Genomic DNA, 25372 nt, shown 5'->3' on the forward strand with positions numbered 1-25372 from the left:
GAGGCGGGTACCTGCGGCGCCCGCCTCAATAGTATGAAAAGTGTGATATTCTTAGCTATTGCTTATTTCTGCCACCATACTTTGGTGTTGATGTCATCGCCGCCCATGCGCTCCACGGCCTGCTTGTAGTTCTCCTTGTTCATCTGCTGCACGTTAGACGGGTAGCGGAAGCGGGCAGGCATTTCCTGGTTGTTCATCATACTTGCCGTTTTAGGCAACACGGGCAGGCCTGTGCGGCGGTGCTCAAACCACTGCTGGTAATCGGTAAAGTATAAAGCCAGGTACTTCTGCAGCATGATGCGCTCCAAGGTGCCGTCGTAGGCAGCGGCAGGGTTCTCAAAGTAATCGGCAGGCACCACGGCGCCCCACTGCTCGATGGCGGCCTTTACGCCTTTCTCGTAATGCGCCTGTGCATCGGCACTCACGATGCCCTTCTGCGCCAGCTCCGCCTTGATGAACTCTACCTCCGCATAGCTCATCAGCACGGCAATCATGGGGGAAGTCACCAATGCTATGTTAGGGCTTGACGGAGAGTAGTCGAACTGCGCATCGTTGCTGTCGTAGCCACTCGGGATACCTTTGTAGCCCAGTTTGGTTTTACCGTCGGTAGAGGTGGCCTCCCCGAAGAACTTTGGCCGGCGCGGGTCATCCAGCGCGTTCAGGTTGTCGATGAAGAAGGAAGAGGCGGCGCGGCCCGTTCTAAAGTCCACGGCGCGGCCCCACGGCGAAATCAGTGGCGGGATGCCGGTAATCTCGAGGATAGCAGCCTCCTCATTGCTGGTAAACACCGGGTTTGCCTCCGGGTTGTTGATGATCTCGGCCATGCGGGCCTCGGCGTTCATCTCAGACTTATTGGACACCCTAAGCAGCAGGCGCAGGCGCAGCGAGTTGGTGAAGCGTCTCCAGTTGGCCACATTGCTGCCATAGAGGATATCCTTGCCGTACACCATGCCTCTGGTAGGAACATAAAGGGTATTGGCGAGGTCCAGGTCGGCCAGTATCTTCGTGTATACTTCCTGCTGGGTGTTAAAGGCAGGGTAGAAGATCCCCTCTTCGCCCTTGGATGCCTCCTCCATCGGCACATCCCCGAAGGAGTCGGTTAGCAGCGAGTAAACCCAGGCATTCAGGGTAAGGGCAATCGCCTCATAGTTCGGGTCTTCCGCTGTTACGGCTGCCGCCTCCATTTCTTTGATGTTGGCAAGCCAGCGGTAGTAGGTGTTCCAGGTAGAGCTGCCGGTATTCTCCCCAATGTCATAGCGGTGCACGCCGCCGGATGGGCTCGGGAATGGCAGGGCCACCTGCATGATATCAAACGTGAAGGCATTGCTTCGGGAGGAGTTAAAGCTGGTCACCTCATAGATAATCGGGTTGAGCAGCGTGCCCGGACTGATTTTTTCTATCCGGTTCGGGTCAATGTTGATCTCCTCGAAGTCGTCGGTACAGGAGAAGCTAACGCAGCTCAGGGCCACCAGAACTGCCAGAAACTTATTTATACTTCTTGTCATTGCGTTTATACTTTGGAAAGCCGGCCTGAGCTGCCCCAGGCCGGCCCTGGCTATCTTTTAAGGGATTGAGTTAAAGCTGAAGGGTAACGTTCACGCCGAAAGTTCTTGTAGAAGGCATCTGCCCCATCTCCACGCCCGGCATGATGGTGCCGCCATTCAGAGCCGCAGTCTCCGGATCGAAGATCGGGAACTTGGTGATCATGGCCAGGTCGCGGCCGTAGAGGGCCACGCTTGCCCCCTGCAGGAACCCGGTCTTCGTCAGCAGCGCCTTTGGCAGGTTATACTCCAGGCGCACTTCGCGCAGCTTCAGGTAAGAGGCATCAAAAGAGTTGGACTCCACGTTGGCGCGGCGGTAGTAGCGGGTATAGTAGGCCTGAGGCGTTACTTTGGTGGTGTTTGGCGAGTAGGTTCCGTCGCCGTTGTCCACCACGCCATCCCCGATGATGAAGCCATCTTCACGGCCCATCAGCGTGCTCTTCAGTTTGCCTTGCTCAGCCATTTTGTGGTGCGTCTGGGAGTAGATGATGCCGCCGTACTGGCCATCGAGCAACACGTTCAGGCGGAAGTTCTTGTAAGAGAACTCGTTGTTGAAGCCCGCCTTCCAGTCGGCGTAGGCGTTGCCGATGTACTGCGTCTCGGCTGGGTAGGCTGGCAGGCCCGCCTTGTCGTACACGATCTGCCCATCAGGACTTCTCACAAAGCCAAAGCCGTAGATGTCACCCGTAGTGCCGCCCACTTTGGCGATGATGCTGGCCTGGCCACCTACGTGTATTACCTGAGGCGCATCGGCTCCAAGGTCCTCGGCCAGTTCCATCACCTCATTATCGTTCTTAGACCATACCACGGAGGTGTTCCAGCGGAAGTCTCTTGTCTCTACCGGGGTAGCGTTCACCATCAGCTCGATGCCCTGGTTGCGCACCTTGCCTGCGTTCATCACCGCTCTGCTGTAACCGGTGGTAGGGTCAAGCGGGATTTCAAGGATCTGGTTCTCTGTGAAGCTGCGGTACAGGGTTACATCCATGCCGATGCGCCCCTGGAACAACCTGTACTCCAGGCCGGCCTCGTAGCTGGTGGTCAGCTCCGGCTTGAAATCCGCGTTGTGCAGTATAGTAGGCATGGAACCGGAGCCGGCGAAGTCGCTCTGTCCATAATATTTTCTGGTTCGGTAAGGGCGTGTGTCGTTACCTACTTTCGCGGCGGAGAGTCTCAGCTTGGCATAAGACACCTGGCGCGGCAGGGTGAAGATATCGCTCAGAATAAAGCTGGAGCTGATAGAAGGGTAGAAGAAGGAGTTGTTCTGTACCGGCAGCGTGGACGACCAGTCGTTACGGCCCGTCACGTCCACGAACACCTTGTCCTGGTAAGAGAAAGTGGCCAGGCCGTAAAGGCTGTTTACCTGCTTCTCACTGTGCCCGGTCGTCATCATCGGGTTGCCGATACCGTTGGAGAGCTTGTATACTCCCGGAATCACCAGGCCGTCCAGCACCCCGGCTGTATGGCGGTACTTCTCGCGTCTGGTGTTGCCGCCAAACGAAGTCCTGATGTCGATGTCGCTGCCGATCTGCTCCTTGTAGGTTACCAGGAAGTCGGTGTTAATCTCATAGTCGAAGATGCTCTGCTCTTTGTAGTAGCCCGAGGGGAAGTTGGCCGTGTTGAACGGGCGTCGCTGCTCGCGGTCTTCCTGGCTTGTCGTAATGCCGGAGCGTACCAGCAGGTCCAGTTTCGGGGAGAACTCATACGTGGCCGAGAGGTTACCCACGGTGGAGTAGTTGTTGAGCGCGTTGGTCATCTCATAGGCAATCACATACGGGTTGTCGATGTAAGAGCTGAAAGGGTGTATCTGCTCCAGCTGCTCCTTGCCCTTTTTCCATCTTGGCTCATACCAGGCCAAATCCACGTTCGGGTTCTGGAAAATCATGAAGTAGGCGATGGACTGGTTGCTGTAACCGGTGCCCGGCAGGTTGTCGCTTTTCTTGTGTGTGAAGTTGACCTTGGAGTTCAGCTTCAGCTTGTCTGATACTTTGTAGTTCAGGCTCAGGGCCGCCGTCATGCGTTCAAAGCCAGTGTTGGGCATAATCCACTCGTTCTTGGAGTGGGTCAGGGAAGCACGGGCCGAGCCGCGATCATTGCCCCCATCCACGGCTACGCTGTTGGTGATGGTGGAGCCTGTCCTGAAAAAGCCCTTGATGTTGTCCTTGTAAGGTCTCCACAACTGACGCTCCGCCGACTGTCCCTCCAGGGTAGGGTCATACTGGTAGAAGTACTGCCCGTCGAACTTAGGTCCGTAGGCGCTGCTGGTGCTGCCTGTGTTAGCCCCATCCTCGGAGGCATGGTAGGAGTAATAAGGTATACCCTCTTTGTTCAGGTTATGCGTTCCCTGGCCATACTCATACTGGTAATCCGGCCACTGGAGCACATCGTTAAAGCTATAGTTGGAGTTCACCGTCACGCCCAGGCCTTTTTTTCTGCTGCTGCCGGACTTGGTGGTAATGATAAGCACGCCGTTGGCGGCGCGGCTACCGTAAAGTGCCGCCGCGCTTGGCCCTTTCAGCACGGTTATACTTTCAATGTCGTTGGGGTTGATGTCGGCGATGCCGTTGCCGAAGTCCACCGGGATGTCGTTGCCCGAGCCCGCCCCGTAGGCGTTGTCCACGCCGGAGCTGGTCATGTCGCTGTTCAGCGGCACGCCGTCCAGCACGATCAGGGCGTTGTTGCCGTTAGGATCCAGAGAGTTATCCCCTCTAAGGGAGATGCGTGTGGAGTTCACCGGCCCGGAACCGGGAGACACCAGGCTCAGACCTGCCACCTTACCGGAAAGTGCGCTCGCGAAGTTATTGGAGCGGGCATTGGTCAGGCTCTCGCCGGAAACGGTTTGAGTGGCGTAGCCCAGGGCCTTCTCCTCCCGCTCAATACCCAGGGCCGTCACCACCACCTCGTTCAGACTGTTGTTGTCCTCGCTCAGGGTTATGTTAATGGTGGATTGATTTCCTACCGGGATTTCTTTTGTCTGGAAACCGATGTAGCTCACTACCAGTACATCCTCAGCGCCGCCCACTCTAAGGGTATAGCTCCCGTCCATGTTTGTAACGGTGCCCGTAGCGGTCCCTTTAACAGCCACACTAGCGCCCGGAAGCGCCATGCCCTTGGTGTCAGACACCTTGCCCTGAATGGTAAGCGACTGCGCTACAGCCAATTGGCAACACAGCAACAGCAGAAACACTGTCGCTATATGCCTCTTCTTAATAAGAGTAGAAATTTTTAATAGCATTTTGGTCGGTTGGTTATTTGACCGCAAAGCTATCCCTATGAGGTTACCGGAATGTTACTGGAGTTATATCTAAAGGTTAAAGATTGTCCTGTTTTACAAGAAATGAAGTAATGATTACGTAACAAGGCATCTTCTTAAAAATTCGTGTTGCGCTGAATGATTATGTTTTAACTCCGAACGGCTGTGCGTTAGCGCAACGGAGGCATCCTGGCCTCTTTCGGCGCCAATAACTGGTTGATTGATGAAGCTTTGGAAGCGTATGAACACGGGCCTCTGCCAGCACCGCCTATCCGGTCCTTTTTTATGGAGTTATACTTGAAGTGGAAACGGGCAGGTGTGGGCTAAGTATACTTCATACTTTGCCCACACCTGCCCGGAGGCTTATTTCCTATTCCTCCGCATTGGCAAGCTGATCCAGAATGTTTTCGCCCAGTACAATGTCGGCTACTTTTATACTTCCCTTCCCAATCTGTTTCCACACGCCGCTTACCTGCAGCACGGCTATCCGGTCTGTAGGCGACACTTCGGCTACGTAGGAGATGTTTGATTCGGCCAGGCGGTTGGCGACAGCTTCGTGCAATTCTTTCACAGAAGTCGGGTGCGTGAGCATGTTGCGGAAGTCTGCCAGCAGGGTAAATCCGGGCTTAGCCAGTTCTATTACCTGATCCCAGTCGCTCAGGTAAGTTGGCACCACTTCAGGCGATTTCCAGTAGTGGTTAATTCTAAGGTAGACACGGTTCTTAGTGCGGTCGTAATTTAGTCCGTAGTATTGGTTGTTTGATACAGCAATCATTCCCCTAAATAGAAGTATGTGTTGTGCAAAGGTGTGAATAACAAAAAATTTCTTGGGGGACCCGGCCCTTATCCCATTGGGTTAAAGCAACCCTGGTAGAAAAGGCCTGCAGCGCCACAGGAATTGTATACGTAAGCAATGCTGCTTCGCTATTGTTCAAGCAGAAAGCAGAAAAAGCATTTTCTGCCTGTTCCTGTTGGGGCAGGCCGCTGTTTATACGTGTACCTGCCGCTGTGTTGCTCTTTAGGCGCAGCATCTGCTGAAAGGGAGGAAACTTGTCCGGGATGGGGCCTCTTTGGTCGAAGCGGCAGGCGGGTAGGTGTATTTTCTGATGTATTTGTAACATTATACGTCCCGGCTACATATATATCATTCTATACTACTAACCTACTCTCATGAAGAGACTCCTGTCCATCACCCTGGTTTCGCTTTGCCTGTGCGCGTGCTCCGGCAAAAAAGACCATGCAACCGAAGAGGGGCAGGCCGTGATCGCCAGCGAAACGGGAATCCCGCTGCCGCTGCCACCAGACATCATTTATACTGCCAGGCCACTCATCCACGGCAAGCTCTACAGCCAGCCCGACTTTGAGGCGGTACCTGTGGCATACTTCGACACCACGCAGCAAATCTATGTGCTGGATACCTCCAATACCATGTTTGCGAAAGCCCGCATCCGGCAGGATACGGTGCAGTACACCGGCTATGTGCCCAAAACCATACTTCCGGCGCGTGCCCAAGAGTAAGGGCAAAACAAGAGCGGCTATCCTTTAGGTGGGATAGCCGCTTTCATTAATTTGTTATCGAATTGCTATTTAATCACCACACGCCGGACAGCGCTGTAGTTATCGGCCTCCAGCTTGACGTAGTACAGGCCTTTGGCGTGGCGGTCCAGGTTGATGGTTTTGCTCAGTTTTGGCTCATTGTTGCTCAACGTTTCACGGTATATCTCGTTACCGATCACGTTGAGGATGGTAAGCTCTACCTGCGTCGCATGCAGGTTGGAGACAGAGATGGTGAACACCCCGTTGCTCGGGTTTGGGTAGATGGCCACATCCTCCTCCTCCACTAACCCAAGCGGGTTTTTATCTGTTTGCTGCGTGGCGCCTCCCTGCGCCTGCACCAACAGTACAGTGAAACATGTGAGAACAGTAAGTATAAATTGTTTCATATAATTCTGATGTAGAATGTCTTTACGTAAAGTAAAGGACAAAAGTCGTTCCATTATTAAAAACGCGGGCAATATTTTTTTGTTCGTGCGATATACCCCCTAAAACAGGGGTGTTCACTAAGTTTAGCAAAGTAAATTTGTATAAATTTAATATCCAACAGAATTCTCCTCTCAATGGAAAAAGACGTGGCGGTGATTGGCGGCGGCTTGGCTGGCTTGGTTTCTGCGCTGGGGCTGGCAAGGGCCGGGCTGCAGGTGGCGCTCGTCGAGAAAAAGGCCTATCCGTTCCACAGGGTGTGTGGGGAGTATATTTCCAATGAGGCGTTGCCTTACCTGCACAGCCTGGGCGTTGAGGTAAACACTTTGCAGCCCGCCTACATCAGCCGCTTCCTGCTGAGCTCCCCCGCCGGAAATACGCTGCATACAAAATTGGATTTAGGCGGCTTCGGTTTGAGCCGTTATACGCTGGATTCTTACCTTTATGGGCTGGCGCAGCAGCAGGGGGTGCAGTTTATACTGCAGCAAACAGTACAAGAGGTAAATTTTGAAAACGACCATTTTTCGCTCCTGCTGTCAGATGGGAAAAGTATAAAAGCGCGTGTGGCTATCGGGGCCTTCGGCAAGCGCTCCAACCTGGATAGGCAGCTGCAGCGAAGCTTCTTCCGGGCACGCTCGCCCTACATTGGCGTCAAGTACCACATCACCCACGATTTCCCCCGCGACCTGATTGCCCTGCATAACTTTCAGGATGGCTACGCCGGCACCTCGGCCATAGAGGACGGCAAGTACTGCTTCTGCTACCTCACCACCCGCAACAACCTGAAAGCGCACGGCTCCATACCGGCCATGGAGCGCGCCATACTTTGCCGCAACCCGCACCTGCGGCGTATTTTCGCGGAGGCTGAGTTTCTCTACCCGCAGCCCGAGGTTATCAACGAGATCTCCTTTGCTACCAAAACCTGTGTGGAGAACCACATGCTCCTGTGCGGCGATGCGGCCGGCATGATTACGCCCCTCTGCGGCAACGGCATGGCCATGGCGATACATGCAGCTAAAATCGCGACGGAAAAGGTGCTTTTATACTTTAAAGGCAACCTGACGCGGCAGGAGCTGGAGCAGCAGTATACCCTGGACTGGGAGCAGCAGTTTGCCGGCCGGCTGCGGCTGGGCCGGGCCGTGCAGGGCTTGTTTGGCGGGCCGCTGCTGTCGGAGGTGGCGGTGGGACTGCTGAAGGTGGTGCCGCCAGCTGTGCAGCTGGTGATGCGCCAAACCCACGGAAAGCCTTTTTAAAATATCCCGCTTAAATCTTACTGCCAGCTGCTTCCGTACTTACTCCATACTTAGGCGGCACGGCTAACTTTCTGCATCCCATACTTTTTACGGGCACACAGGATGCAGGGCCGCAAGCCTTATACCCGTAACCTCAACCCCATGAAAAGCTACATTTGCGCCATTGGCACGGCTACCCCACCGCACAAGATACCGCAGATGCAGGTAGCGGACTTTATGGCCGCCGCCCTGCAGTTCGGGGAGCAGGATGCCCGCAAGCTGCGGGCGCTGTACCGCGTGTCGGGCATTGGGCAGCGCTACAGCGTGCTGGAGGACTATACCCGGCAGAATGGCAGTTTCTCCTTCTACCCGAACACGCCTACCCTGGAGCCTTTCCCGACGGTGCAGCAGCGCATGGACGTGTACCGGAAACATGCGGTGGATTTATCGGAGAAAGCCATACGAAGCTGCTTGGAGCAGGCCGGGCCGGTGCAGCTAAGCGAGCTGACGCACCTGATTACGGTAAGCTGCACGGGCATGTATGCGCCGGGGCTGGATATTGAGCTGGTGGAGCGGCTGAACCTCTCGCCCTGTGTGCAGCGCACGTCGGTGAATTTTATGGGGTGCTACGCCGCTTTTAACGCCATCAAACTGGCCGACTCCATCTGCCGGGCCAACCCGGAGGCAAAAGTTATACTTGTCTGCACCGAGATCTGCACCATCCACTTCCAGAAAAACCCCGAGCAGGACCACCTCGTGTCGAACGCCTTGTTTGGCGACGGGGCGGCCGCCGTGCTGATGCAGGGGCAGCCCTGCCGGCAGGTGAGCCTGGAGCTGCAGTCCTTCCACTGCGACCTGGCCCCGGCGGGCAAGCGCGACATGGCCTGGCACATCGGCGACACCGGCTTTGAGATGACGCTCTCCTCCTACGTGCCCGACCTTATCAAAAACGGCATTAAACAATTGACTGAGCGGCTGCTGCAGGGGCTCAAGACTACCCTTTCTGAGATAAGGCTTTTTGCCATACACCCCGGCGGGCGTCGCATTCTGGAGGTGATTGAGCAGGAGCTGGGCATGACAGCGCACGACAACCGCTTTGCCTACCGGGTGCTGCGCGATTTCGGCAACATGTCGTCGGCCACGGTGCTGTTTGTGCTCAAGGAGCTGATGCAGACCCTCACGCCGCAGGAAAAGGACGAGCCGGTACTGAGCTTCGCCTTCGGCCCCGGCCTCACTCTCGAATCGATGTTACTCAAAGTACACTATGCACATGCTGAGGCAGCGGTCTGACGAGCCGGAGCTGATGGACGACCTGACGCTGACGGGTGAGGAGCTGCGGCAGAATCTGGCTGAGCTGGAGGTGATCAACAACTGGCTGGGCGGGCACAAGGTGGTGCTGGATGCGCTGGACAGGCTGGTGGCCAAGTATAAACCCCGGCACCTGCGTATCGCCGACATCGGTTGCGGCGGCGGCGACACGCTCAAAAGTATAGCCCGCTGGGCCCGGCGCAAAAGTATAAATGTGGAGCTGGTAGGGGTGGACGCAAACGATTTTATGGTGCAGTATGCCCGGCGCCATTGCAGCCGCTACCCGGAAGTGCAGGTGCAGCAGCACGACGTTTTCTCCGAAGAGTTCGCCTGGCAAAAGTATGATGTGATCGTCTGCAGCCTGTTCTGCCACCACTTTTCTGATGCTGATCTGGTGCGTATGTTCCGGCAACTGCACAACCAGGCAAGTATAGCCGTCATCATCAACGATCTGCACCGGCACTGGCTGGCTTATTATGCCATCAAGTACATTACTGCGGCTTTTTCCAGGTCGCGCCTCGTAAAGAACGATGCGCCGCTCTCGGTGTGGCGGGCCTTCCGGAGGCAGGAGCTGGATGATCTGGTGCGGCAGGCAGGCATCACCAAATATAAATTGCGGTGGATGTGGGCTTTCAGGTGGCAACTGTTGCTGTATAAAGTATAAATCCTGCTTGTTTATACTTCGTTTGTGGTATATTAAAAGAAAAAGCCGATGAACAGGTTTCTCCCGCTACGACTGCACCTCTGGCTGGCATTCGCCTACACGTTGCTCGCGCTTCTGCTGGTCGCTAAAAAAGGCACGGTGCCTACGCTGCCGGAGTTGCTGATCTACCTCTTCCCGCTCTTTATGTATGCCAGCCGGGTTGCCACCGGCGAGCGCCCGACCTCGTAAGTATCTTTTTAAAGTATAGGCATGAGCAGACAAACCATTAACTTCTGGATCCTTTTCTCGGTTTCCGTTATTCTTTCGGCTCTGGCCATCACCATCTTCTTCAAGGCGCTGAAAGTCATCCTGATTGTGATCCTAACTCTGGCCCTGGCCCCCATCATTTACCTCATCCTCCGTATGTTTTTCCCGATTAAGAAGCGCGATGAAGATAAGCTGCGGGAAAGGGACTAAGACCGGTGATTCCAGAGATTTCAGGGAGTAATATGATTTGAGGATTTAAAAGATTAAAAACTCACTCATTCGCTCAATCACTCATCCAAAATTTCCTCGTTAAAACCACAGCCGCTGCGCCAATCTAAAGGTATTGGCGTGCGCCTCTACGATGTGAGCCAGCTGTTTGGAGTAGCCGCCGCCCATACTTACCGTTACCGGCAGCTTGTTCTTCCGGCACAGCTCCAGCACCGTGCGGTCGCGTTCCTTGCACCCCTCGATGCTCATGCCCAGCTTGCCCAACTTATCCGTGGCCAGCACATCCACCCCCGACTGGAAAAACACGAACTCCGGTTCTACCTCGTCGAGCAGGCGCGGAAGCGTTTCCCGAAGTATAGCCAGGTAGGTTTTGTCGTCGGTGCCCTCGGCCAGCGGCACGTCCAGGTCCGATTTCTCCTTGTGGAACGGGTAATTGTGGCCGCAGTGCATGCTGAAGGTGAATACGCGCGGCTCGTGCTCGAAAATCTGCGCCGTGCCGTTGCCCTGGTGCACGTCCAAATCCACCACCAGCACCTTGTTTATACTTTTGTACTTGAGCAGGTGGTTAGCCGCAATGGCGATGTCGTTGAGCAGGCAGAAGCCTTCGCCGCGGTCGGTAAAGGCGTGGTGGGTGCCGCCGGCAATGTTCATTCCGATGCCATACTCCAGCGCAAACAAACTGGCCTGCACAGTGCCGTTCATAATCACCACCTCGCGCTGCACCAGCTGCTCCGAAAGCGGGAAGCCCGTTTTGCGCACCTCCGAAGGCGTAAGCTGCAGGTTGCTCAACCGCTGCCAGTAATCCGGGGCGTGGGTGTCGAGTATGAACTGCTCCTGCAGGGGTTCCGGGGCAAACAGATTGTCCTGGGTGATGGTGCCTTCGTAGAGCAGCTGCTCGGGCAGCAAATCATACTTGGCCATCGGGAAGCGGTGGCCCTCGGGCAGGCTGTGGGCAAAAATCTCAGACCAGGCAATCTTCAGCATAGCACAAAACTAATAATTACCCCGCCTCTAAAGCAAGCCCGGGGAAGTATAAACAAGGCAACCGGGGTTGAGGTTCTGAAACAAAAATTAATCCAATTTATAGCGTACTTGGCACTGCTGGTGGATAACTTATGTAACCATTTTAAATTGTGCCTTAGTATATAGATTCAGGCCGATTTTTGGTGGATAACTGTGGATAACTGTGTTGATTACCCGGGTTTATCCACCAAAAGCTGTGAACTTCCGGTGGAAATCGACTCTTTTTTGCTATACTTCAGTGAAAATCAGCAGAGGTGTGGAAATTATCCACACACGCAGCAGATGTTGCAACACATGCTTTTGCTCAGATTGTACTTTTTGTGTCCTGAGAAAAGCACAATTATTATGAGGCAGCAGGTGGTGATTTAACCCTTCTTATTAAGTTGTATAATTTACTTCAGAAGTATAACTTATGCATCCGTATAAAGTATAAGTGCTATATATATGCCATGCTTTATTTGCCAACTACTCACCCAGTCACCCGAACCATGAAAAAGCTACTTCTTGCGGTGCTGCTCTTATGGGCCGCTACCGGTTTCGCCCAGGACACCGAGATACCCGGTCGGTTTATGCAGAACCACAACCTGCTCAGTCGTTCCCCCAACTCAGGCATCGGCGTTAAGGGCGGTGTTAGCTTCGCCAGCCTGCACGGCAGCGACAAAGACCGCTTCGGCTCCACCAACAGCCTTACCTCGTATCACGCCGGTGTGTTTGCCCAGCTCGGCATCAGCAATTTCTTTTCCCTGCAGCCTGAGCTGCTATACTCGCGCAAGGGCTTTGAGCGGGAGGGCATCGCCCACCGGCTGGATTACCTGGAGGCGCCGGTGCTGGCCGTGTTCAACATCTCCGATAAGCTGAGCGCGCACCTGGGGCCGCAGGTGGGGGTGATGATGACGGCGCAGGAGGAGGGGAAAGAGGTGGACCTGGAGCGCTACCACACCTTTGACTACGGCTTTGCCGCCGGCCTGGAGGGGAAAATGGGGCGGTTCAGGCTGGGTGCCCGCTACGCCCACGGCCTCGGCGATTTGCTGAAGCGTGACGCGGGCGGCAACAGCATCAGCTCGGAAGCTGGAAACGGGGTGATACAGGTATACCTGGGAGTTAGCCTCTAGGCAAGCCCGGACGTGATTCAGGTGCGCGGGACAAGGCTCCCGAAGTATAGATAATATCGTTTTAGCGGCTGCCAGCGTACCAGTTAAGGAAAAACTGTTATCACCAATTGTAACTCTCATATGGGCAAGCCTTTCCGACACCGGCTGCTGCTTTGCATACTTCTGCTTTTTTGCGCCTGCGATACTACCATTAAAACAGACGAGGCGCTGATAGGGGATGCCATCGTACAGAAGAACCGCACCCTGCCCACCGATACCTTTGTAATAGATACCAGCCGCAGCGAACTGACCTGGATAGGCGCCAAAATGACGGGCCGGCACAACGGGCTTATCGACATACAGCACGGCGAGCTGTACATGAAAGACGGGCTCCTGACCGGCGGCCTTATCGGATTTGACATGACCACTGTGCGTGCCACCGACAAATCCATAGACGCCAACAGCAATAAGAAGCTGACAGACCACCTGCGCTCCGAAGATTTCTTCGACACGGAGCGGCACCCCACCGCAAGCTTCGAGCTTACCGGCATCGCCCCCTACGATAGCACCGCTGAGCAAAACAGCAGGGTGAGCCCCCAGTACAGCGAGTATAAAGTAAAGAATCCCTCGCACCGCATTACCGGCAACCTCACCATCTGCAGCCGCACCAGGAGCGTGTCGTTTCCGGCACGGGTAACGCTGGAGGATAGCCTGCTGCGCGCCAAAGCCAATTTTAACATAGACCGCACCCAGTGGGGCCTGGTATACCGCTCTGACAACTCGCTGGGCGACAAAACCATCCGACCGGAGGTGAACCTGGGGCTGGATATCGTGGCTGTGCACCAAAAGCCCTGACAGGCAGCGGTTTATACTGCTGCAACAAAGTATGGCCGGCGGCGTTGCAGGCATAAACAGCGGTGGCGGTATGCTAAAGCTGTTGTTGGTGCGTTCCTACTCATGAAACCAAGCCTTGCTTATGAGAAAATACCTTTACCTGCTTTCCCTGCTTCTGCTTAGCCTGACAGCCAGTGCCCAAAGCCTGAACCAACTGAACCGGGGGCAGGCAAATGTGCTGGAAACAGGCATGTTTATACTTGGTGGGTGGGCCATCGCGAACATCCTTTACAGCAGTTTTAAGCTCACCAAAGCCACCCGTAGCAGGAAATACCTTTACCAGATGAACGTGTACTGGAACATCATGAACCTGCTGGTGGCCAGCTACGCCCTCTACGTTATCCTTTCCAAAGACAGTACCTCCCTTGCCCTGAGCGAGAGCCTGCAGCTGCACGATTCGTTTAAGAAAGCACTGTACCTGGGCCTTGGCCTGAGTGCTGGGTTTATACTTCTGGGCGCCTTCCTGAAAGAGCGGGCGCGCATATCATTTAAAACGGAGCAGCTGCAGGGCTGGGGGCAGTCGATTATGTTTCAGGGGATGTTCCTGCTGCTGCTGAACCTGGTGCTGGTTATACTTTTGGAGAATTACGCCGGGCCATTGTTCCGGATGGTGCCGTAGGTTCACAAAGTATAAATGCGCTACGCTGCCCTTGCTAAAGTATAAACCTGCTTGTGATTAACCCACCCCTACCCCCCTCTGCTCTTTCGGATTTGCAATCCGAAAGTATGGAACAGCGGATTTAAAATCCGCCTGGCAAAAGCAGTGGCTTCGGGTAAATACACCTTGCTTTGCCCTCGCTCGCCTCCGCCGACTGTGTAAAATGTGACGGCGTCCCGCCACCTCTCCCGGAAAGTATAAACTGCAGAAGCATAGAAACAGAGGTTGATTTATACTTGCTGGTAAAAGCAAGGCCGCACTTTAACGTGTAAAGTGCGGCCTGCAAAGTATAAGTTATAGATCGCTTAGCGGTCGTGCTTACCTTCGGCAAACTCCTCAACCATCTTCCGGTTAAATGCCGGAATGTCGTCGGGGTTTCGGCTGGTTACCAGGCCCTGGTCTACCACCACTTCCTGGTCCACCCACTCGGCGCCGGCGTTCTTCAGGTCGGTTTGCAGCGTTGGGTAGCTGGTCATTTTCCGGCCCTTCACCTTTCCGGTTTCAATCAGCGTCCAGGGGCCGTGGCAGATGGCGGCTACCGGCTTGCGGCTCTCCATAAATTTGTTCACGAAGCTCACGGCCTCCTTGTTGCCGCGCAGGTGGTCGGGGTTCATCACGCCGCCAGGCAGCAGCAGCCCGTCGTAGCTGTCCGCCTGCACCTCGCTCAGTTTTTTGTCTACCTTAAAGGAGTCACCCCAGTCGGTGTGGTTCCAGGCTTTTATCTCCTTGTTCTTGTTCGGCGAGATGATGTGCGCCTCGGCACCTTCGGCTTGCAGCGCCTTCAGCGGCTCCGTCAGCTCCACCTGCTCAAATCCTTCCTCTACCAGAATAGCTATCTTCTTTCCTTCTAGTTTATTAGCCATGTGTAAGTTTGTTTTTTGTGGTTAAACATGTGACTAGGTAAGTAACGGGTTCAGACGTCTTTTGTTAACCCGCCGTGGCAGCACTTCTGCTTAATAAGTATTCATCCCGCCAAATATTTTTCCGGATTTGCTTGCGCCTAAAGAGCGGAGGGTATAAGTTTGCATCACTATTTGTAATTAGTCTAAATAAACTTTCAAAGGGCAACGTACTGCCCGCGAGCCATACATCATCTCAGATATGTTTAAAAAATATACCTTTCTACTCTTTCTGCTAACACTCTGCCAGGTAACCTGGGCGCAAAGCACTTCCTCCATCAGAGGCAAAGTAATCGGTGAAGACGGCAAGCCGGTATCTTCTGCCAGCGTGGTGATAGAAAACACCCGCTACGGCGCCATGACCGACGATCAGGGCAACTTCGAGATCAACCGTATCCATAACGGTACTTACAAGGTGCGCGCCATACTTCTGGGCTTCGACTGCAAGCCGCAGCAGGTAACACTGGCGCAGGGCGAGACGGAGGAAGTTATACTTTCGCTGCAACAGAAAGCCAGCCAGATCTCAGAAGTAGAGGTGTTTGGCGTGCGGGACAAGCAGCCCGAAAAGCTGGACGCCATCACCCGCCTGCCCCTGAAGCCCAGCGAGCAGATCCAGAGCATCTCCGTGATTTCTGAGAAGCTGATTGAACAGCAGGGCGCGCTGACTGTGATTGAGGGCGTGCGCAACGTGCCGGGCGTTTATACTTACGCCACCTACGGCGGGGTACGGGAGAGTATTTCCTCGCGCGGTTTCCGCGGCATCCCGACGCTGAAGAACGGCGTGCGCGTAATGACAGATTTCCGCGGCCAGGGCTTCTCTACCGACATGCAGGGCGTGGAGAGCGTGCAGGTGCTGAAAGGAGCCAGCTCTATTACTATGGGCGCCTCTACCGACCTGGGCGGCCCGGGCGGTATTGTGAACATCGTGACCAAAACACCTAAGTTTGAAAACTCCGGCGCCGTATCGATGCGCGTGGGCAGCTGGGGACTCATCCGACCAACTTTCGACGTGCAGCGCGTGCTGGACAAGAACAACAAAGTGGCCATCCGTCTCAACGGTGCTTATGAGAACGGCGGCAAGTTCCGCGACCACATGGACAATGAGTCGTTCTACATCAACCCATCCCTGGAGTGGCGACCAAACAACCGCAGTACCTTAACGCTGGAGATGGACTACTTCAGAGAGGAGCAGGGCATTGACGCGGGCACCGTAAACCTGTCGGTGGGCAACAAGGAGAACAAGATCTACGACCTGCCATCCGAGCGTTTCCTGGGTTTTGAGTCGGATAAAACCGACCTGAAGCACACGACTTACACGGCCCGCTACAACTATAACTTCACGAACAATTTATACTTGCGCGCCGCTGTTTTCAACTCCAACTATAACTACGATGCCATCAAAACGAACCTGGCGGCCCTGAAAGCCAACAAGGAGACAGGCGTGAACGTGGACCAGGTGAACTGGTGGCGCCGATCCATTGCCCACAACTCTACCCGTGAAGATAACAGCACCGTGCTGCAGCTGGATCTGGTAGGCCGCAAAATAGAGACCGGCAAGATCAACCATACCTTCCAGGTGGGCGTGGACTACCGCTACATCGACCTGTTCCAGCCTACTTATAACTCCATCGCCATCGACGAAATTAACGTGTTCGACCCGGCCACGGTGAGCAATACACTTCCCGAGAACCTGCCAGCCTTTGAGCGCACGGGCGGCACCCGCGCCTACGATTACCGCTTCGGCGCCACGTTCCAGGACGTGATTCAGCTTACTAAATGGGCCAGAGTATACGGTGGCGTGCGTTACAGCACAAACAAAACCCGGGATAACGGCGAGAACAGTGCCACCACAGAGTTCTGGAACCCGCTGGCCGGGGTGATGTTCACCATCAAAGACGGCCTGAACGTCTTCGGATCTTACACCAACAGTACCAACCCGCGCTCTGCCTCTGTGGTAGACGTGAACGGAGAAGCACTGGGTGCCGAGCGCATCGACCAGCTGGAGGCGGGTATTAAATCAGAGTGGCTCAACGACCGCCTGCGCTTTAACCTGACCTTCTTCAAAATCAACAACAAGGACATGAACCTGCAGGCCTTTACCGTGGACGAGAATGGGGTGGTGCTGCCAACCGGCTACTACATCAAGGGCGGTAACGATGAGCGTAAAGGTATAGAAGTAGAGCTGACAGGCCGGGTGCTGGAGAACCTGGAGCTCGTAACCGGCTACTCCTACATCGACGCGCAGTACAAAGACCACACGACCTTTGTGCCAGGCTCTGCGCCGAACAACACGCCAAAGCATACGTTCAACGCCTACGCCAACTATACCCTGAGAAGCGGCTTGCTGCAGGGCCTTAACATCGGTGCCGGCGCCTACTACCTGGGCGAGCGCCCTTACAACGACTGGACCGTGGAAGGCGTGCAGTACCACAACATCGAGCCGAACACCGCGCCCTGGTACAATAAAGCTTATACCATCGTGAATGCCCAGCTTGGCTACGAGTTTAAGAAGCATTGGGGCGTAAGAGCGCTGTTCAACAACATCTTCGACACTGTGGGTTACGATGCCTACCGCACCAGCTTCATCGACAGGATACAGCCCAGAAACTTTTCGGGGGTAGTTACCTATAAGTTTTAATTAGATTGATTCCAAATAACAAAAAAGCTACCGATATTTACCGGTAGCTTTTTTTGACCTAACCCCTACACCTCACAACACCATGAAAAAGTATACCTGGCGCAAGCTTTTCAATGATGTACACCTGTGGCTGGGCATTGCCAGCGGCCTGGTGCTGTTTGTAGTCTGCCTCACGGGCACTATCTATACTTTTAAGGACGAGGTAGAGAAGTTGATGGACCCCGGCAAGTACAGCGTGGAGGTGCCAGCCAATGCACAGCCCCTGGCCCCTAATGTGCTGATTGCCAAGCTGGAGCAGGAACTGAAGGGCGATGTGGTCAGTCTGAACATACCGGAGGACAAGGCCAGCACCTACAGCGTGGGGATTGCGCCGGCAAAGGGTCCGGAGGGTAGTGAGCAAGGCAAAGGCGGCGGGGGCGGAAGACCGGCTACCTACTATGTTAACCCTTACACCGGCCAGGTAGTAGGCACGCCGGAGAGCGCTACGGCAGAGTTTTTCACCACGGTAATGAAGCTGCACCGCTGGCTGCTGCTAGGCGATAGTGTGGGCCGTGTGATAGTGGGCGTTTCCACGATCATCTTTACATTCCTGGTACTGACGGGCCTGGTGCTGTGGTTTCCCGTAAAGCGCAAAAACTGGAAGCAGGGGCTCAGGATAAAGACTAACGCCAAGTGGAAGCGCGTTAACCACGACCTGCACAACACGTTGGGCTTTTACTCTTCTATCCTGTTGCTGATTATGGCGCTTACCGGCCTTTGCTGGTCGTTTGAGTGGTACCGCGACGGCCTGAGCAGCGTGATGGGGGCCGAGGTGTTTAAGGGCCGCAAGGAAAAGCCCATGACCATTGCCGCCGCAAACTCCACCGCCACGCCGGAGGATTTCATCCAGCAAGCCAACCTGCTGCTGCCTTACACCGGCGACCTGCGCCTTTCGCTGCCAACCGACGATACCACAGCCGTAGTTATCCAGAAAAGCAAAACAGGCTTCTTTGCCCTGGCTGCCTCTGATAAAGTACAGCTGAACAAGCACAGCGCCGAGCCGCTGAAGGTGGAGAAGTTCTCAGACAAGCCGCTGAATGAGCAGATTGTGGGGTTGGTAAAGCCGCTGCACCTGGGCAACGTGTACGGCACCTTCTCCAAGATTTTATACTTTATCGCCTGCCTTGTAGCCACCAGCCTGCCCATCACCGGCACGCTGATCTGGATCAACAAGCTGCGCAAAAAGAAGAAGCCGGGTAAGGTTGTCCATACTGCGGCACATGCTACCTTAGTCAACTAACAGCATTCCTTTCTCAAGATTCAGGAGGAGAGGGATCAGACTATACTTTCCAGCCACCGCCACGGTTTATACTTTAAGCCGTGGCGGTTTTGTTTGCTTTTCATTCTGATGCAGGCTTAACCTTTTAGAAGACCATACGTGAGCTATACTTTTTATGCTTTTCTCGACGCTTGTGCCCTCTTATACTTCGGCTATAGTTCTATAGCTTCCTCGCTGGCGCGGGTTTGCAACCCGTGCCTACTATGAGGTCAAGTTTATAACTTGACTGGCTTGAAAGGCCATACCTTATACTTGGGCTATACTTCTAACTCTTCAGTTTATACTTTCTAACCGCTGCTTCCTGCAACTTGAACCAAGCTATCCTTGCTAGCTGCCGTTCCTCCTCCAGCCTTACATGAGCTACTGTTGCACCTCTGGCTTTGGAGCTCTCAAGCCCGAGAGGGCTCGCCTTAGGGGTAGGGGCCCTCGATAAGGGCATCGCGCGATGTACATTTCCTTTGCTGCCCTTCGGTCGCAATGCCCTTTCAGGGCACCGGAAATCTAGAAGGCGCTCAACCCAAAGGCTGGGAACAGGTTCGATAGCCGCTGCCTTTGCTGTCATCTCGACCTTTGGGAGAGATCTGGTTAGGACTCCCGATAGATCTCTCGCCCTGCTCGAGATGACAATAGGAGTAGCAGAACTCCCTCCCCTGTTTTTAGGGGAGGGTTGGGGAGGGGTTAGGGGTGGTTGGGCCCGGTACTGCTAAACTCCTGCTCTTAGAAAAGGAGGGGATTAGTTTATACTTCGTAGTGCTGCTCGGAGCCTGTACAAATAGCTTCTACGTTACAAGGATACAGGCATGCCTCAAAACCAGCAAGTATAAACACTTACCCCTCCAAACTAAACCTGTCCGCATCCAGATGCGCCGGAAAAGCTTCCCGGAAATCTTCCAGCTCTTTCTTGCTTAGAGTTACTGTATGGATGCCTTCTACCTCGGCTGTTTCCAGCAAATGGTAGCCTTTGGGGTGGATGATGGCAGAGTCACCGGAGTAGGCGTGGTCGTTGCTGTCGGTGCCGACGCGGTTGACACCTACCACATAGGCCAGGTTTTCAATGGCGCGGGCCTGCAGCAGCGTGCTCCAGGGCTGGCGGCGCACTTTGGGCCAGTTGGCTACGTACAGCAGCAGGTCGTAGGCGTTGTCGGTGTTGCGGCTCCATACCGGGAAGCGCAGGTCGTAGCACACCAGCGGGCACACGTTCCAGCCTTTCAGTTCCACAATCAGGCGCTCATTGCCAGGGGTATAGGTGTCGTGCTCCCTGGCCATCCGGAACAGGTGTTTCTTGTCATATTGGGCGTAGGTGCCGTCGGGGCGCACCCAGTAGAGGCGGTTCAGAAAGCGCTCGCCTTCCTGCACCATCACGCTGCCCGTCAGCACAGCTTGGTGCCGCTTCGCCTCTTCCTGCATCCAGCCCAGGGTAGTGGTATCGGCTTGCTCGGCTATGCCTTGCGGGGTCATGCTAAAGCCGGTGGTGAACATCTCGGGTAGCACAATCAGGTCGGTTTTGGGGGCTGCTGCGGCTAGCTTCTCGCTGAGCATGCGGCGGTTCGCTTCAGCGTCCTGCCAGTGCAGGTCTGTCTGTACGATGGTTACGCGTAAATCCATTATCGTTATTCGTTACTCGTATTTTGTTAATCGGTGAAAGTATAAGTACACTTACTGTGGCAAAGTATAAAAAAGTCTTTTGTCTTTTGTCAAACTATCCTTTATCCAAGGTTATACTTCAGCCAGCTTCTGGGCGGCCGCTTTTAGCGTCTCTTCGCTCTTGGCAAAGCAGAAGCGCAGGTACTTGTTATCGGTTTTGTTGTGATAAAAAGCCGACACAGGGATGGCCGCCACACCGGTTTCGATGGTCAGCTGTTTGGCAAAGTCCAAGTCATAGGCATCGGTGATGCCGCTATACTTTGCCAGCTGAAAGTACGTGCCCGCCGAAGGGACAACCTCGAAACGCGTCTGCTTCAGTTGCTCCACAAAAAAGTCGCGCTTGGCCTGGTAGAAGCTCGGGAGCTCGAGGTAGTGCGCCGCCTCATCCATAAAGTCAGCGATGGCCAGCTGAAAAGGCGTAGGCGTGCAGAAAGTAATGAACTGGTGCACCCGGCGCAGTTCTCTGGTAAGTGCCGGCGGGGCAATGGTATAGCCCACCTTCCAGCCGGTGGTATGGTAGGTTTTGCCAAACGAGGAAACCACAAAGCTTCGCTCGCGCAGCTGCGGGTGCTGCAGCACGCTGTAGTGCTGTTTTCCGTCGAAGACCATATGCTCGTATACTTCGTCGCTGAGCACCAGGATGTCGCTCCCGCTGAGGAGATTGGCCAGCCGGTCCATGTCGGGCTTGCTCATGATGGCCCCGGTAGGGTTATGCGGCGTGTTGATGATAATCATGCGGGTGCGGGAGGAGATGCGCTTCTTCACCTGGTCCCAATCCACAGAGAAATCAGGCAGCACCAGCGGCACGTAAATGGGGGAGCCCCCGCACAGGCGGATAACAGGCGCGTAGCTGTCGTAGCAGGGCTCGAGCACCACCACCTCGTCGCCGGGTTTTACCACGGCGGTAATGGCCGCGTTCAGGGCCTCCGTAGCGCCGGAGGTCACGGTGATTTCTGTTTCCTCATCCGGCCGGTACCCGTACAGCTTCTCCGTTTTCAGGCTGATTTTGTGGCGAAGCTGTGGCATGCCGGCCATGGGCGCATACTGGTTAAACCCCTCCTGCATATACCTGGTCACCAGGTTTACCAGCGGCTCCGGGCAGTTAAAGTCCGGGAAGCCCTGTGACAGGTTAATGGCCCGGTGCTCGTTGGCCAGCGCCGACATCACGGTAAAAATGCTGGTACCTACGTCGGGGAGCTTGCTTATGGGGTAGGATATCATATAGTATTACAGGGCAAAGGGTTTGTGACTCGTGCTACAGGAACTCAATATACAAATATCTCTACAGAAGTTGCTGCACTAGTTGCTGTACGTACGGGATAGCATCGGCCTCGAACCAGGGGTTGCGCCGCAGCCAGAGCTGGTTGCGCGGCGAGGGGTGCGGCATGGGCATGTATTCCGGCAGGTACTCATGCCAGGCGGCCACGGTATCGGTCAGGGTGGCTTTGGCGCGGTTGCCCAGAAAATAGTCCTGCGCATACTTGCCAACCAGCAGCGTGAGTTGGATGTTGGGAAGCTGGCCCAGCAGGCGCTGGTGCCAGTGCCGGGCGCACTCGGGGCGCGGCGGCAGGTCGCCGGATTTGCCCTTGCCCGGATAGCAGAAGCCCATCGGGATGATGGCCACCTGGCTGGCATCGTAAAACACTTCTGGCGTTAGCCCCAGCCACTGCCGCAGGCGCTTACCGCTCTGGTCATCCCAGGGGATGCCGCTGGCGTGCACCTTGGTGCCCGGTGCCTGCCCCACAATCAACAGCTTGGCCGTGCTGCCGGCAACCAGCACGGGGCGCGGCCCCAGGGGCAGGTGCTCTTCGCAGATGCGGCAGGCCCGTACCTGCTGCAGTAAACTCTCCAAATCCTCCATCCGGGCAAAATTACAAAGTATAAATGAAGTATAAGACAGCTAGTGCGGCGACATTGAGGTAAACAAGGAACTACGGCCAGACAACACAAAATCTTTACCTTTGCGCCCGCAAGTATAAAAGGCAATTGTAACAGGTGCTATGTATAAAGCCAGGCTGCCCCTGATGCTGCTGTGTGTGCTGCTGCCCGTGTGGCGGGTGATGGCGCAACGGCAGGAGATGTATAAAAATGCGTTTACGGTAAAGTTCTTCGGCCTATCGGCCCACCTGAAGAAGAGCCCGCACCCGCAGATTTTCCCGAACCGGCTGGATAGCAACGGTACACTGGTGGTGGATCTAGGCGGTATTATAGGGTATGAGCGCTTTGTGCTGGGCGACAAACTGAGCGTGCGGGTAGAGCAGGGGCTTTATGCCGACTGCGCCGCACAACTGGCCGGGTTCACGCACCTGGGCTGGCGGGGCGTGATGCTGCGCAGGGGCAGGCACTCGGTAAACGGAGGCATCGGGCCAACGCTCCTGTACCGCAAAGACTGGAACCAGATAGCAGACTACCACGACGATGGTTATTTTGAGCGGCACGGGCAATGGCAATACAGGTTCTTCTGGTATGGCGGCGAAGTTGAGTATAACTATGCGCTTGGACCAGCCACTGACCTATCGGTGAACCTGATACCGGGCATACCCGAGCTGCTGTCGGTGGGGGTAGGGCTGCGGCGGCATTTCTAGTAGCTGAAGAATAAAGTATAAAAACAAGAAAAGCCGGTAATCCGGCCTTCTTCTTTATACTTTGATGGTGCTGCACCTAATCCTCATAGTCCTGCCAGAAGCCATCGTAGTGGCGGGGCGGGCGGCGGCGGGGGTGCGGCATCAGCGGGTCCTCGAACCAACGGTCCTCCACGCGCTGGTTGCTCGGGTCGAAATGGACGTCGCGCTGGAATGGCATGGGGCGCTCGCTGCGCGGAGGCCTTTGCTCCCAGGCGGGGGGCTGGCGCTCATAGCGCTGCTCCGGCAGCCACTCCTCCTGCAGGTAGCGTTGCCTGCGGGCATATTGCTCTGTCTCGTCGGGGTACCAGGCCTGGTGAGGGGGCAGCGGCGGCATGGGTTCGCCCCAGCGGCTCCTGAAGTCCTGAAAGTGGCTCGGATGGTCCGGATGGCGGCGGTGCTGCCGATGCTCCCAGTGGTGCGGGTGGTGTCTTGGGTCTTGCTCTTCGTGCTGCATGCTGTGTGTCTTAAGGTGGTTAATAGCTATACTTGGTAGGTGCGGCCCCTAAGTGTACGGTATGATAATCAGGAGGTTCCTTTTTAAGATAGGCAAATAGCCCGGAAAAAGCAAAGCCAGCTGCGTGGGCTGGCTTTGCTTTTTCACTAACTAAAACTAATCTACTACCAAATCTACCTAATCTACTGCCTATACGGTTTAGCGGCGATAGCGTTGGCCTCTATCGGTGTCATCGTAATAATTGTCCCTGCCGGAGTCTGTCTCGTCGGCCCAGCGCGGGCCGCCCTCATAGCCTCTGTCGAAGCTGCGGTCGCGGTAAGGCTCTGAGCCGTATCGCTTATGCGAATCGAGGCGATCGACAGGGCTGGTATAGTGGTGGCGTGGCCGGTAATCCGGGTCGTCGGAGTGCCAGATGTCGTTCCAGGTATCCTTTACACGCTCCATAAAGCCGCGGCTGTCGGGCGGATAGGGCGCTGTTGCGTCGCTGTCCGGGGTGTAGCGGCCCTCGCGGTACCAGTTGTGCGAGCCGCTGCCGTAGCGGAAGTCGTCCTCCTTGTAGCGGGTACGGTCATCAATCCTGCCGCGTCGCTCGTTCATGTCGCTGTAGTTGCCCTGCAGCGATCCTCCCGGTGTCTGCGGACGGCGCATCTCTTGGTACTGGTCGCGCTGGCCGTGGTCCAGCTGGCTTCCCTCGTTGCGGTAGGCACTGCTGGAGCGGCTGCCGTAGTGGTCGCTTAGGTGCGCGTTGCGGTCCTGGGCGTAGGTGGAGTTGCGGTTGTGACGGTAGTTCTCGCCATACTTGCGCTCGTTAGAGTCCTGGGCGCCGCGCGGGCTTGGGCCGGTGTGGAAGAAGTTGCCCTCGCCCCACTGGCTGCTGTCCGGGTTGCCACGGTAGCCGTAGCGCTGCGGGTTTTGCCCCTGCTGTTGCTGCTGGTCTCTCTTATAAAGGTCCTTGCCTATCTGCTGGTTATTTCGGGCGCTGTCGTTGCTGTTCATTGGTTCGTTTGCCATCGTATTCTATGCTAATGATTTATAAAAGCGTTGGCCACATAGCTGTGGGTTTATTATGTACGGCTTTGCAGGAACTATAGTTAAACAGCGGCAGGGATAATAAAAAAGCAGCGGCCCCCTTTTAACAAGGAGGCCGCTGCCGCAACACGTATGGATTTGGTTAAAAATACTCCTGCATAATCTCGCGCACGTCGCCCTCGGCCAGGGGCTTGGAGTAATGCCTGCGCACATCCGGGAACTGCTTTAGTTTTTCCAGGTCGTAGAAGCTGGCCGATGAGGTAAGCATGAGCATCACCGTTCCGCCTTTCTGCTCCGGCGTGAACTTCTGATACTCCTCCAGAAACTCAAAGCCATCCATCACCGACATTTTAATATCCACGAAGATAAGATCCGGGCGCGGGTAGCCCTCCACGTTGGCGAAGGCGTGCTCCAGGTACTCCAGCGCCTCTTCGCCGTTCATCACCACCCTAATGTCGGGGGCTACGCCCATGCGGGCCAGCAGGCGGTGGTTCAGGTAATTGGTAGTCTCGTCGTCGTCAATCAAAAGTATGGTGTTCAGCTCTTTCATTACGCCTTTTATAAGTTATCTCTTTAGAAGTATCAGGGAAGTAGCCCGTGCTGTTTTATACTTTGTTGTCAGCGGCAACAGACTGCGTAAGGTTGGTTACG

Annotated in this window: 24 protein-coding genes; 12 read left to right on the top strand and 12 right to left on the bottom strand. The window is 55.1% G+C overall.

Annotation, left to right across the window (positions count from 1 at the left end; translation table 11 throughout):
* Positions 1–62: 62 nt before the first annotated feature.
* From C8N40_RS02620 to C8N40_RS02630, 3 genes are all read right to left on the bottom strand, one after another.
* Entirely contained in the window at positions 63–1505 is a 1443-nt protein-coding gene (locus C8N40_RS02620) for a SusD/RagB family nutrient-binding outer membrane lipoprotein (protein WP_108210214.1), read from the bottom strand.
* A gap of 70 nt (positions 1506–1575) precedes the next feature.
* Complete coding sequence (locus C8N40_RS02625; RefSeq protein WP_245904964.1) at positions 1576–4698, bottom strand: SusC/RagA family TonB-linked outer membrane protein; 3123 nt, start codon at positions 4696–4698, stop codon at positions 1576–1578.
* A 463-nt stretch (positions 4699–5161) separates the two neighbouring features.
* Positions 5162–5566, bottom strand: coding sequence for a hypothetical protein (locus tag C8N40_RS02630; RefSeq protein ID WP_108210216.1), 405 nt, complete (start codon positions 5564–5566; stop codon positions 5162–5164).
* A 395-nt stretch (positions 5567–5961) separates the two neighbouring features.
* On the opposite strand from C8N40_RS02630, the gene C8N40_RS02640 reads away from it, so the two are divergent.
* Entirely contained in the window at positions 5962–6309 is a 348-nt protein-coding gene (locus C8N40_RS02640) for a hypothetical protein (protein WP_108210218.1), read from the top strand.
* Between the two features lie 65 nt (positions 6310–6374).
* Here C8N40_RS02640 and C8N40_RS02645 read toward each other — a convergent pair whose 3' ends face one another.
* The gene (locus C8N40_RS02645) at positions 6375–6734 is read right to left on the bottom strand and encodes a T9SS type A sorting domain-containing protein (RefSeq protein ID WP_108210219.1); all 360 of its coding nucleotides are present in this window, start codon (positions 6732–6734) and stop codon (positions 6375–6377) included.
* Positions 6735–6908: 174 nt separating this feature from the next.
* On the opposite strand from C8N40_RS02645, the gene C8N40_RS02650 reads away from it, so the two are divergent.
* From C8N40_RS02650 to C8N40_RS02670, 5 genes are all read left to right on the top strand, one after another.
* Positions 6909–8024, top strand: coding sequence for an NAD(P)/FAD-dependent oxidoreductase (locus C8N40_RS02650; RefSeq protein ID WP_108210220.1), 1116 nt, complete (start codon positions 6909–6911; stop codon positions 8022–8024).
* A 141-nt stretch (positions 8025–8165) separates the two neighbouring features.
* Positions 8166–9293 carry a type III polyketide synthase gene (locus C8N40_RS02655; RefSeq protein WP_108210435.1) on the top strand — a complete coding sequence of 376 codons (1128 nt, stop codon included), beginning with the start codon at positions 8166–8168 and terminating at the stop codon, positions 9291–9293.
* Positions 9274–9975, top strand: coding sequence for a methyltransferase domain-containing protein (locus C8N40_RS02660; RefSeq protein WP_108210221.1), 702 nt, complete (start codon positions 9274–9276; stop codon positions 9973–9975). The genes C8N40_RS02655 and C8N40_RS02660 overlap by 20 nt, the downstream gene beginning before the upstream one ends.
* Before the next feature lie 48 nt (positions 9976–10023).
* The gene (locus C8N40_RS02665; protein ID WP_108210222.1) at positions 10024–10203 is read left to right on the top strand and encodes a hypothetical protein; all 180 of its coding nucleotides are present in this window, start codon (positions 10024–10026) and stop codon (positions 10201–10203) included.
* Positions 10204–10224: 21 nt separating this feature from the next.
* Entirely contained in the window at positions 10225–10431 is a 207-nt protein-coding gene (locus tag C8N40_RS02670) for a hypothetical protein (RefSeq protein ID WP_108210223.1), read from the top strand.
* Between the two features lie 99 nt (positions 10432–10530).
* Here C8N40_RS02670 and C8N40_RS02675 read toward each other — a convergent pair whose 3' ends face one another.
* Positions 10531–11433 carry a histone deacetylase family protein gene (locus C8N40_RS02675; protein WP_108210224.1) on the bottom strand — a complete coding sequence of 301 codons (903 nt, stop codon included), beginning with the start codon at positions 11431–11433 and terminating at the stop codon, positions 10531–10533.
* Between the two features lie 527 nt (positions 11434–11960).
* On the opposite strand from C8N40_RS02675, the gene C8N40_RS02680 reads away from it, so the two are divergent.
* From C8N40_RS02680 to C8N40_RS02690, 3 genes are all read left to right on the top strand, one after another.
* Positions 11961–12584 carry a porin family protein gene (locus tag C8N40_RS02680; protein WP_108210225.1) on the top strand — a complete coding sequence of 208 codons (624 nt, stop codon included), beginning with the start codon at positions 11961–11963 and terminating at the stop codon, positions 12582–12584.
* 120 nt (positions 12585–12704) lie between these two features.
* Positions 12705–13418, top strand: coding sequence for a YceI family protein (locus C8N40_RS02685; protein ID WP_108210226.1), 714 nt, complete (start codon positions 12705–12707; stop codon positions 13416–13418).
* 121 nt (positions 13419–13539) lie between these two features.
* The gene (locus tag C8N40_RS02690; RefSeq protein WP_108210227.1) at positions 13540–14076 is read left to right on the top strand and encodes a DUF6992 family protein; all 537 of its coding nucleotides are present in this window, start codon (positions 13540–13542) and stop codon (positions 14074–14076) included.
* 344 nt (positions 14077–14420) lie between these two features.
* Here the strand turns inward: C8N40_RS02690 and C8N40_RS02695 are convergent, their stop codons facing one another.
* The gene (locus tag C8N40_RS02695; RefSeq protein ID WP_108210228.1) at positions 14421–14978 is read right to left on the bottom strand and encodes a type 1 glutamine amidotransferase domain-containing protein; all 558 of its coding nucleotides are present in this window, start codon (positions 14976–14978) and stop codon (positions 14421–14423) included.
* Positions 14979–15216: 238 nt separating this feature from the next.
* Here C8N40_RS02695 and C8N40_RS02700 point away from each other — a divergent pair, with 238 nt between their 5' ends.
* A complete protein-coding gene (locus tag C8N40_RS02700) occupies positions 15217–17652 on the top strand; it encodes a TonB-dependent receptor (protein WP_108210229.1) in 2436 nt (811 codons plus the stop codon).
* 82 nt (positions 17653–17734) lie between these two features.
* Entirely contained in the window at positions 17735–18931 is a 1197-nt protein-coding gene (locus C8N40_RS02705) for a PepSY-associated TM helix domain-containing protein (RefSeq protein WP_108210230.1), read from the top strand.
* An 867-nt stretch (positions 18932–19798) separates the two neighbouring features.
* On the opposite strand, the gene C8N40_RS02715 is transcribed toward C8N40_RS02705, so the two are convergent.
* The 3 genes from C8N40_RS02715 to C8N40_RS02725 form a co-directional block, all read right to left on the bottom strand.
* A complete protein-coding gene (locus C8N40_RS02715; RefSeq protein ID WP_108210232.1) occupies positions 19799–20575 on the bottom strand; it encodes an amidohydrolase in 777 nt (258 codons plus the stop codon).
* A 111-nt stretch (positions 20576–20686) separates the two neighbouring features.
* A complete protein-coding gene (locus tag C8N40_RS02720; protein ID WP_108210233.1) occupies positions 20687–21835 on the bottom strand; it encodes a methionine aminotransferase in 1149 nt (382 codons plus the stop codon).
* Between the two features lie 61 nt (positions 21836–21896).
* Positions 21897–22475: a uracil-DNA glycosylase family protein gene (locus C8N40_RS02725; protein ID WP_108210234.1), complete on the bottom strand. Its 579-nt coding sequence runs from the start codon at positions 22473–22475 to the stop codon at positions 21897–21899.
* A gap of 139 nt (positions 22476–22614) precedes the next feature.
* On the opposite strand from C8N40_RS02725, the gene C8N40_RS02730 reads away from it, so the two are divergent.
* Complete coding sequence (locus tag C8N40_RS02730; RefSeq protein WP_108210235.1) at positions 22615–23199, top strand: hypothetical protein; 585 nt, start codon at positions 22615–22617, stop codon at positions 23197–23199.
* A gap of 76 nt (positions 23200–23275) precedes the next feature.
* Here the strand turns inward: C8N40_RS02730 and C8N40_RS02735 are convergent, their stop codons facing one another.
* The 3 genes from C8N40_RS02735 to C8N40_RS02745 form a co-directional block, all read right to left on the bottom strand.
* Positions 23276–23692 carry a hypothetical protein gene (locus C8N40_RS02735; RefSeq protein ID WP_108210236.1) on the bottom strand — a complete coding sequence of 139 codons (417 nt, stop codon included), beginning with the start codon at positions 23690–23692 and terminating at the stop codon, positions 23276–23278.
* A gap of 198 nt (positions 23693–23890) precedes the next feature.
* Entirely contained in the window at positions 23891–24703 is an 813-nt protein-coding gene (locus C8N40_RS02740; RefSeq protein WP_108210237.1) for a hypothetical protein, read from the bottom strand.
* Between the two features lie 160 nt (positions 24704–24863).
* On the bottom strand, positions 24864–25271 hold the full coding sequence (locus tag C8N40_RS02745) for a response regulator (RefSeq protein ID WP_108210238.1): 408 nt from the start codon (positions 25269–25271) through the stop codon (positions 24864–24866).
* Positions 25272–25372: the final 101 nt, after the last annotated feature.

Source organism: Pontibacter mucosus, assembly GCF_003054055.1.
In the GTDB taxonomy this organism is placed as follows: domain Bacteria; phylum Bacteroidota; class Bacteroidia; order Cytophagales; family Hymenobacteraceae; genus Pontibacter; species Pontibacter mucosus.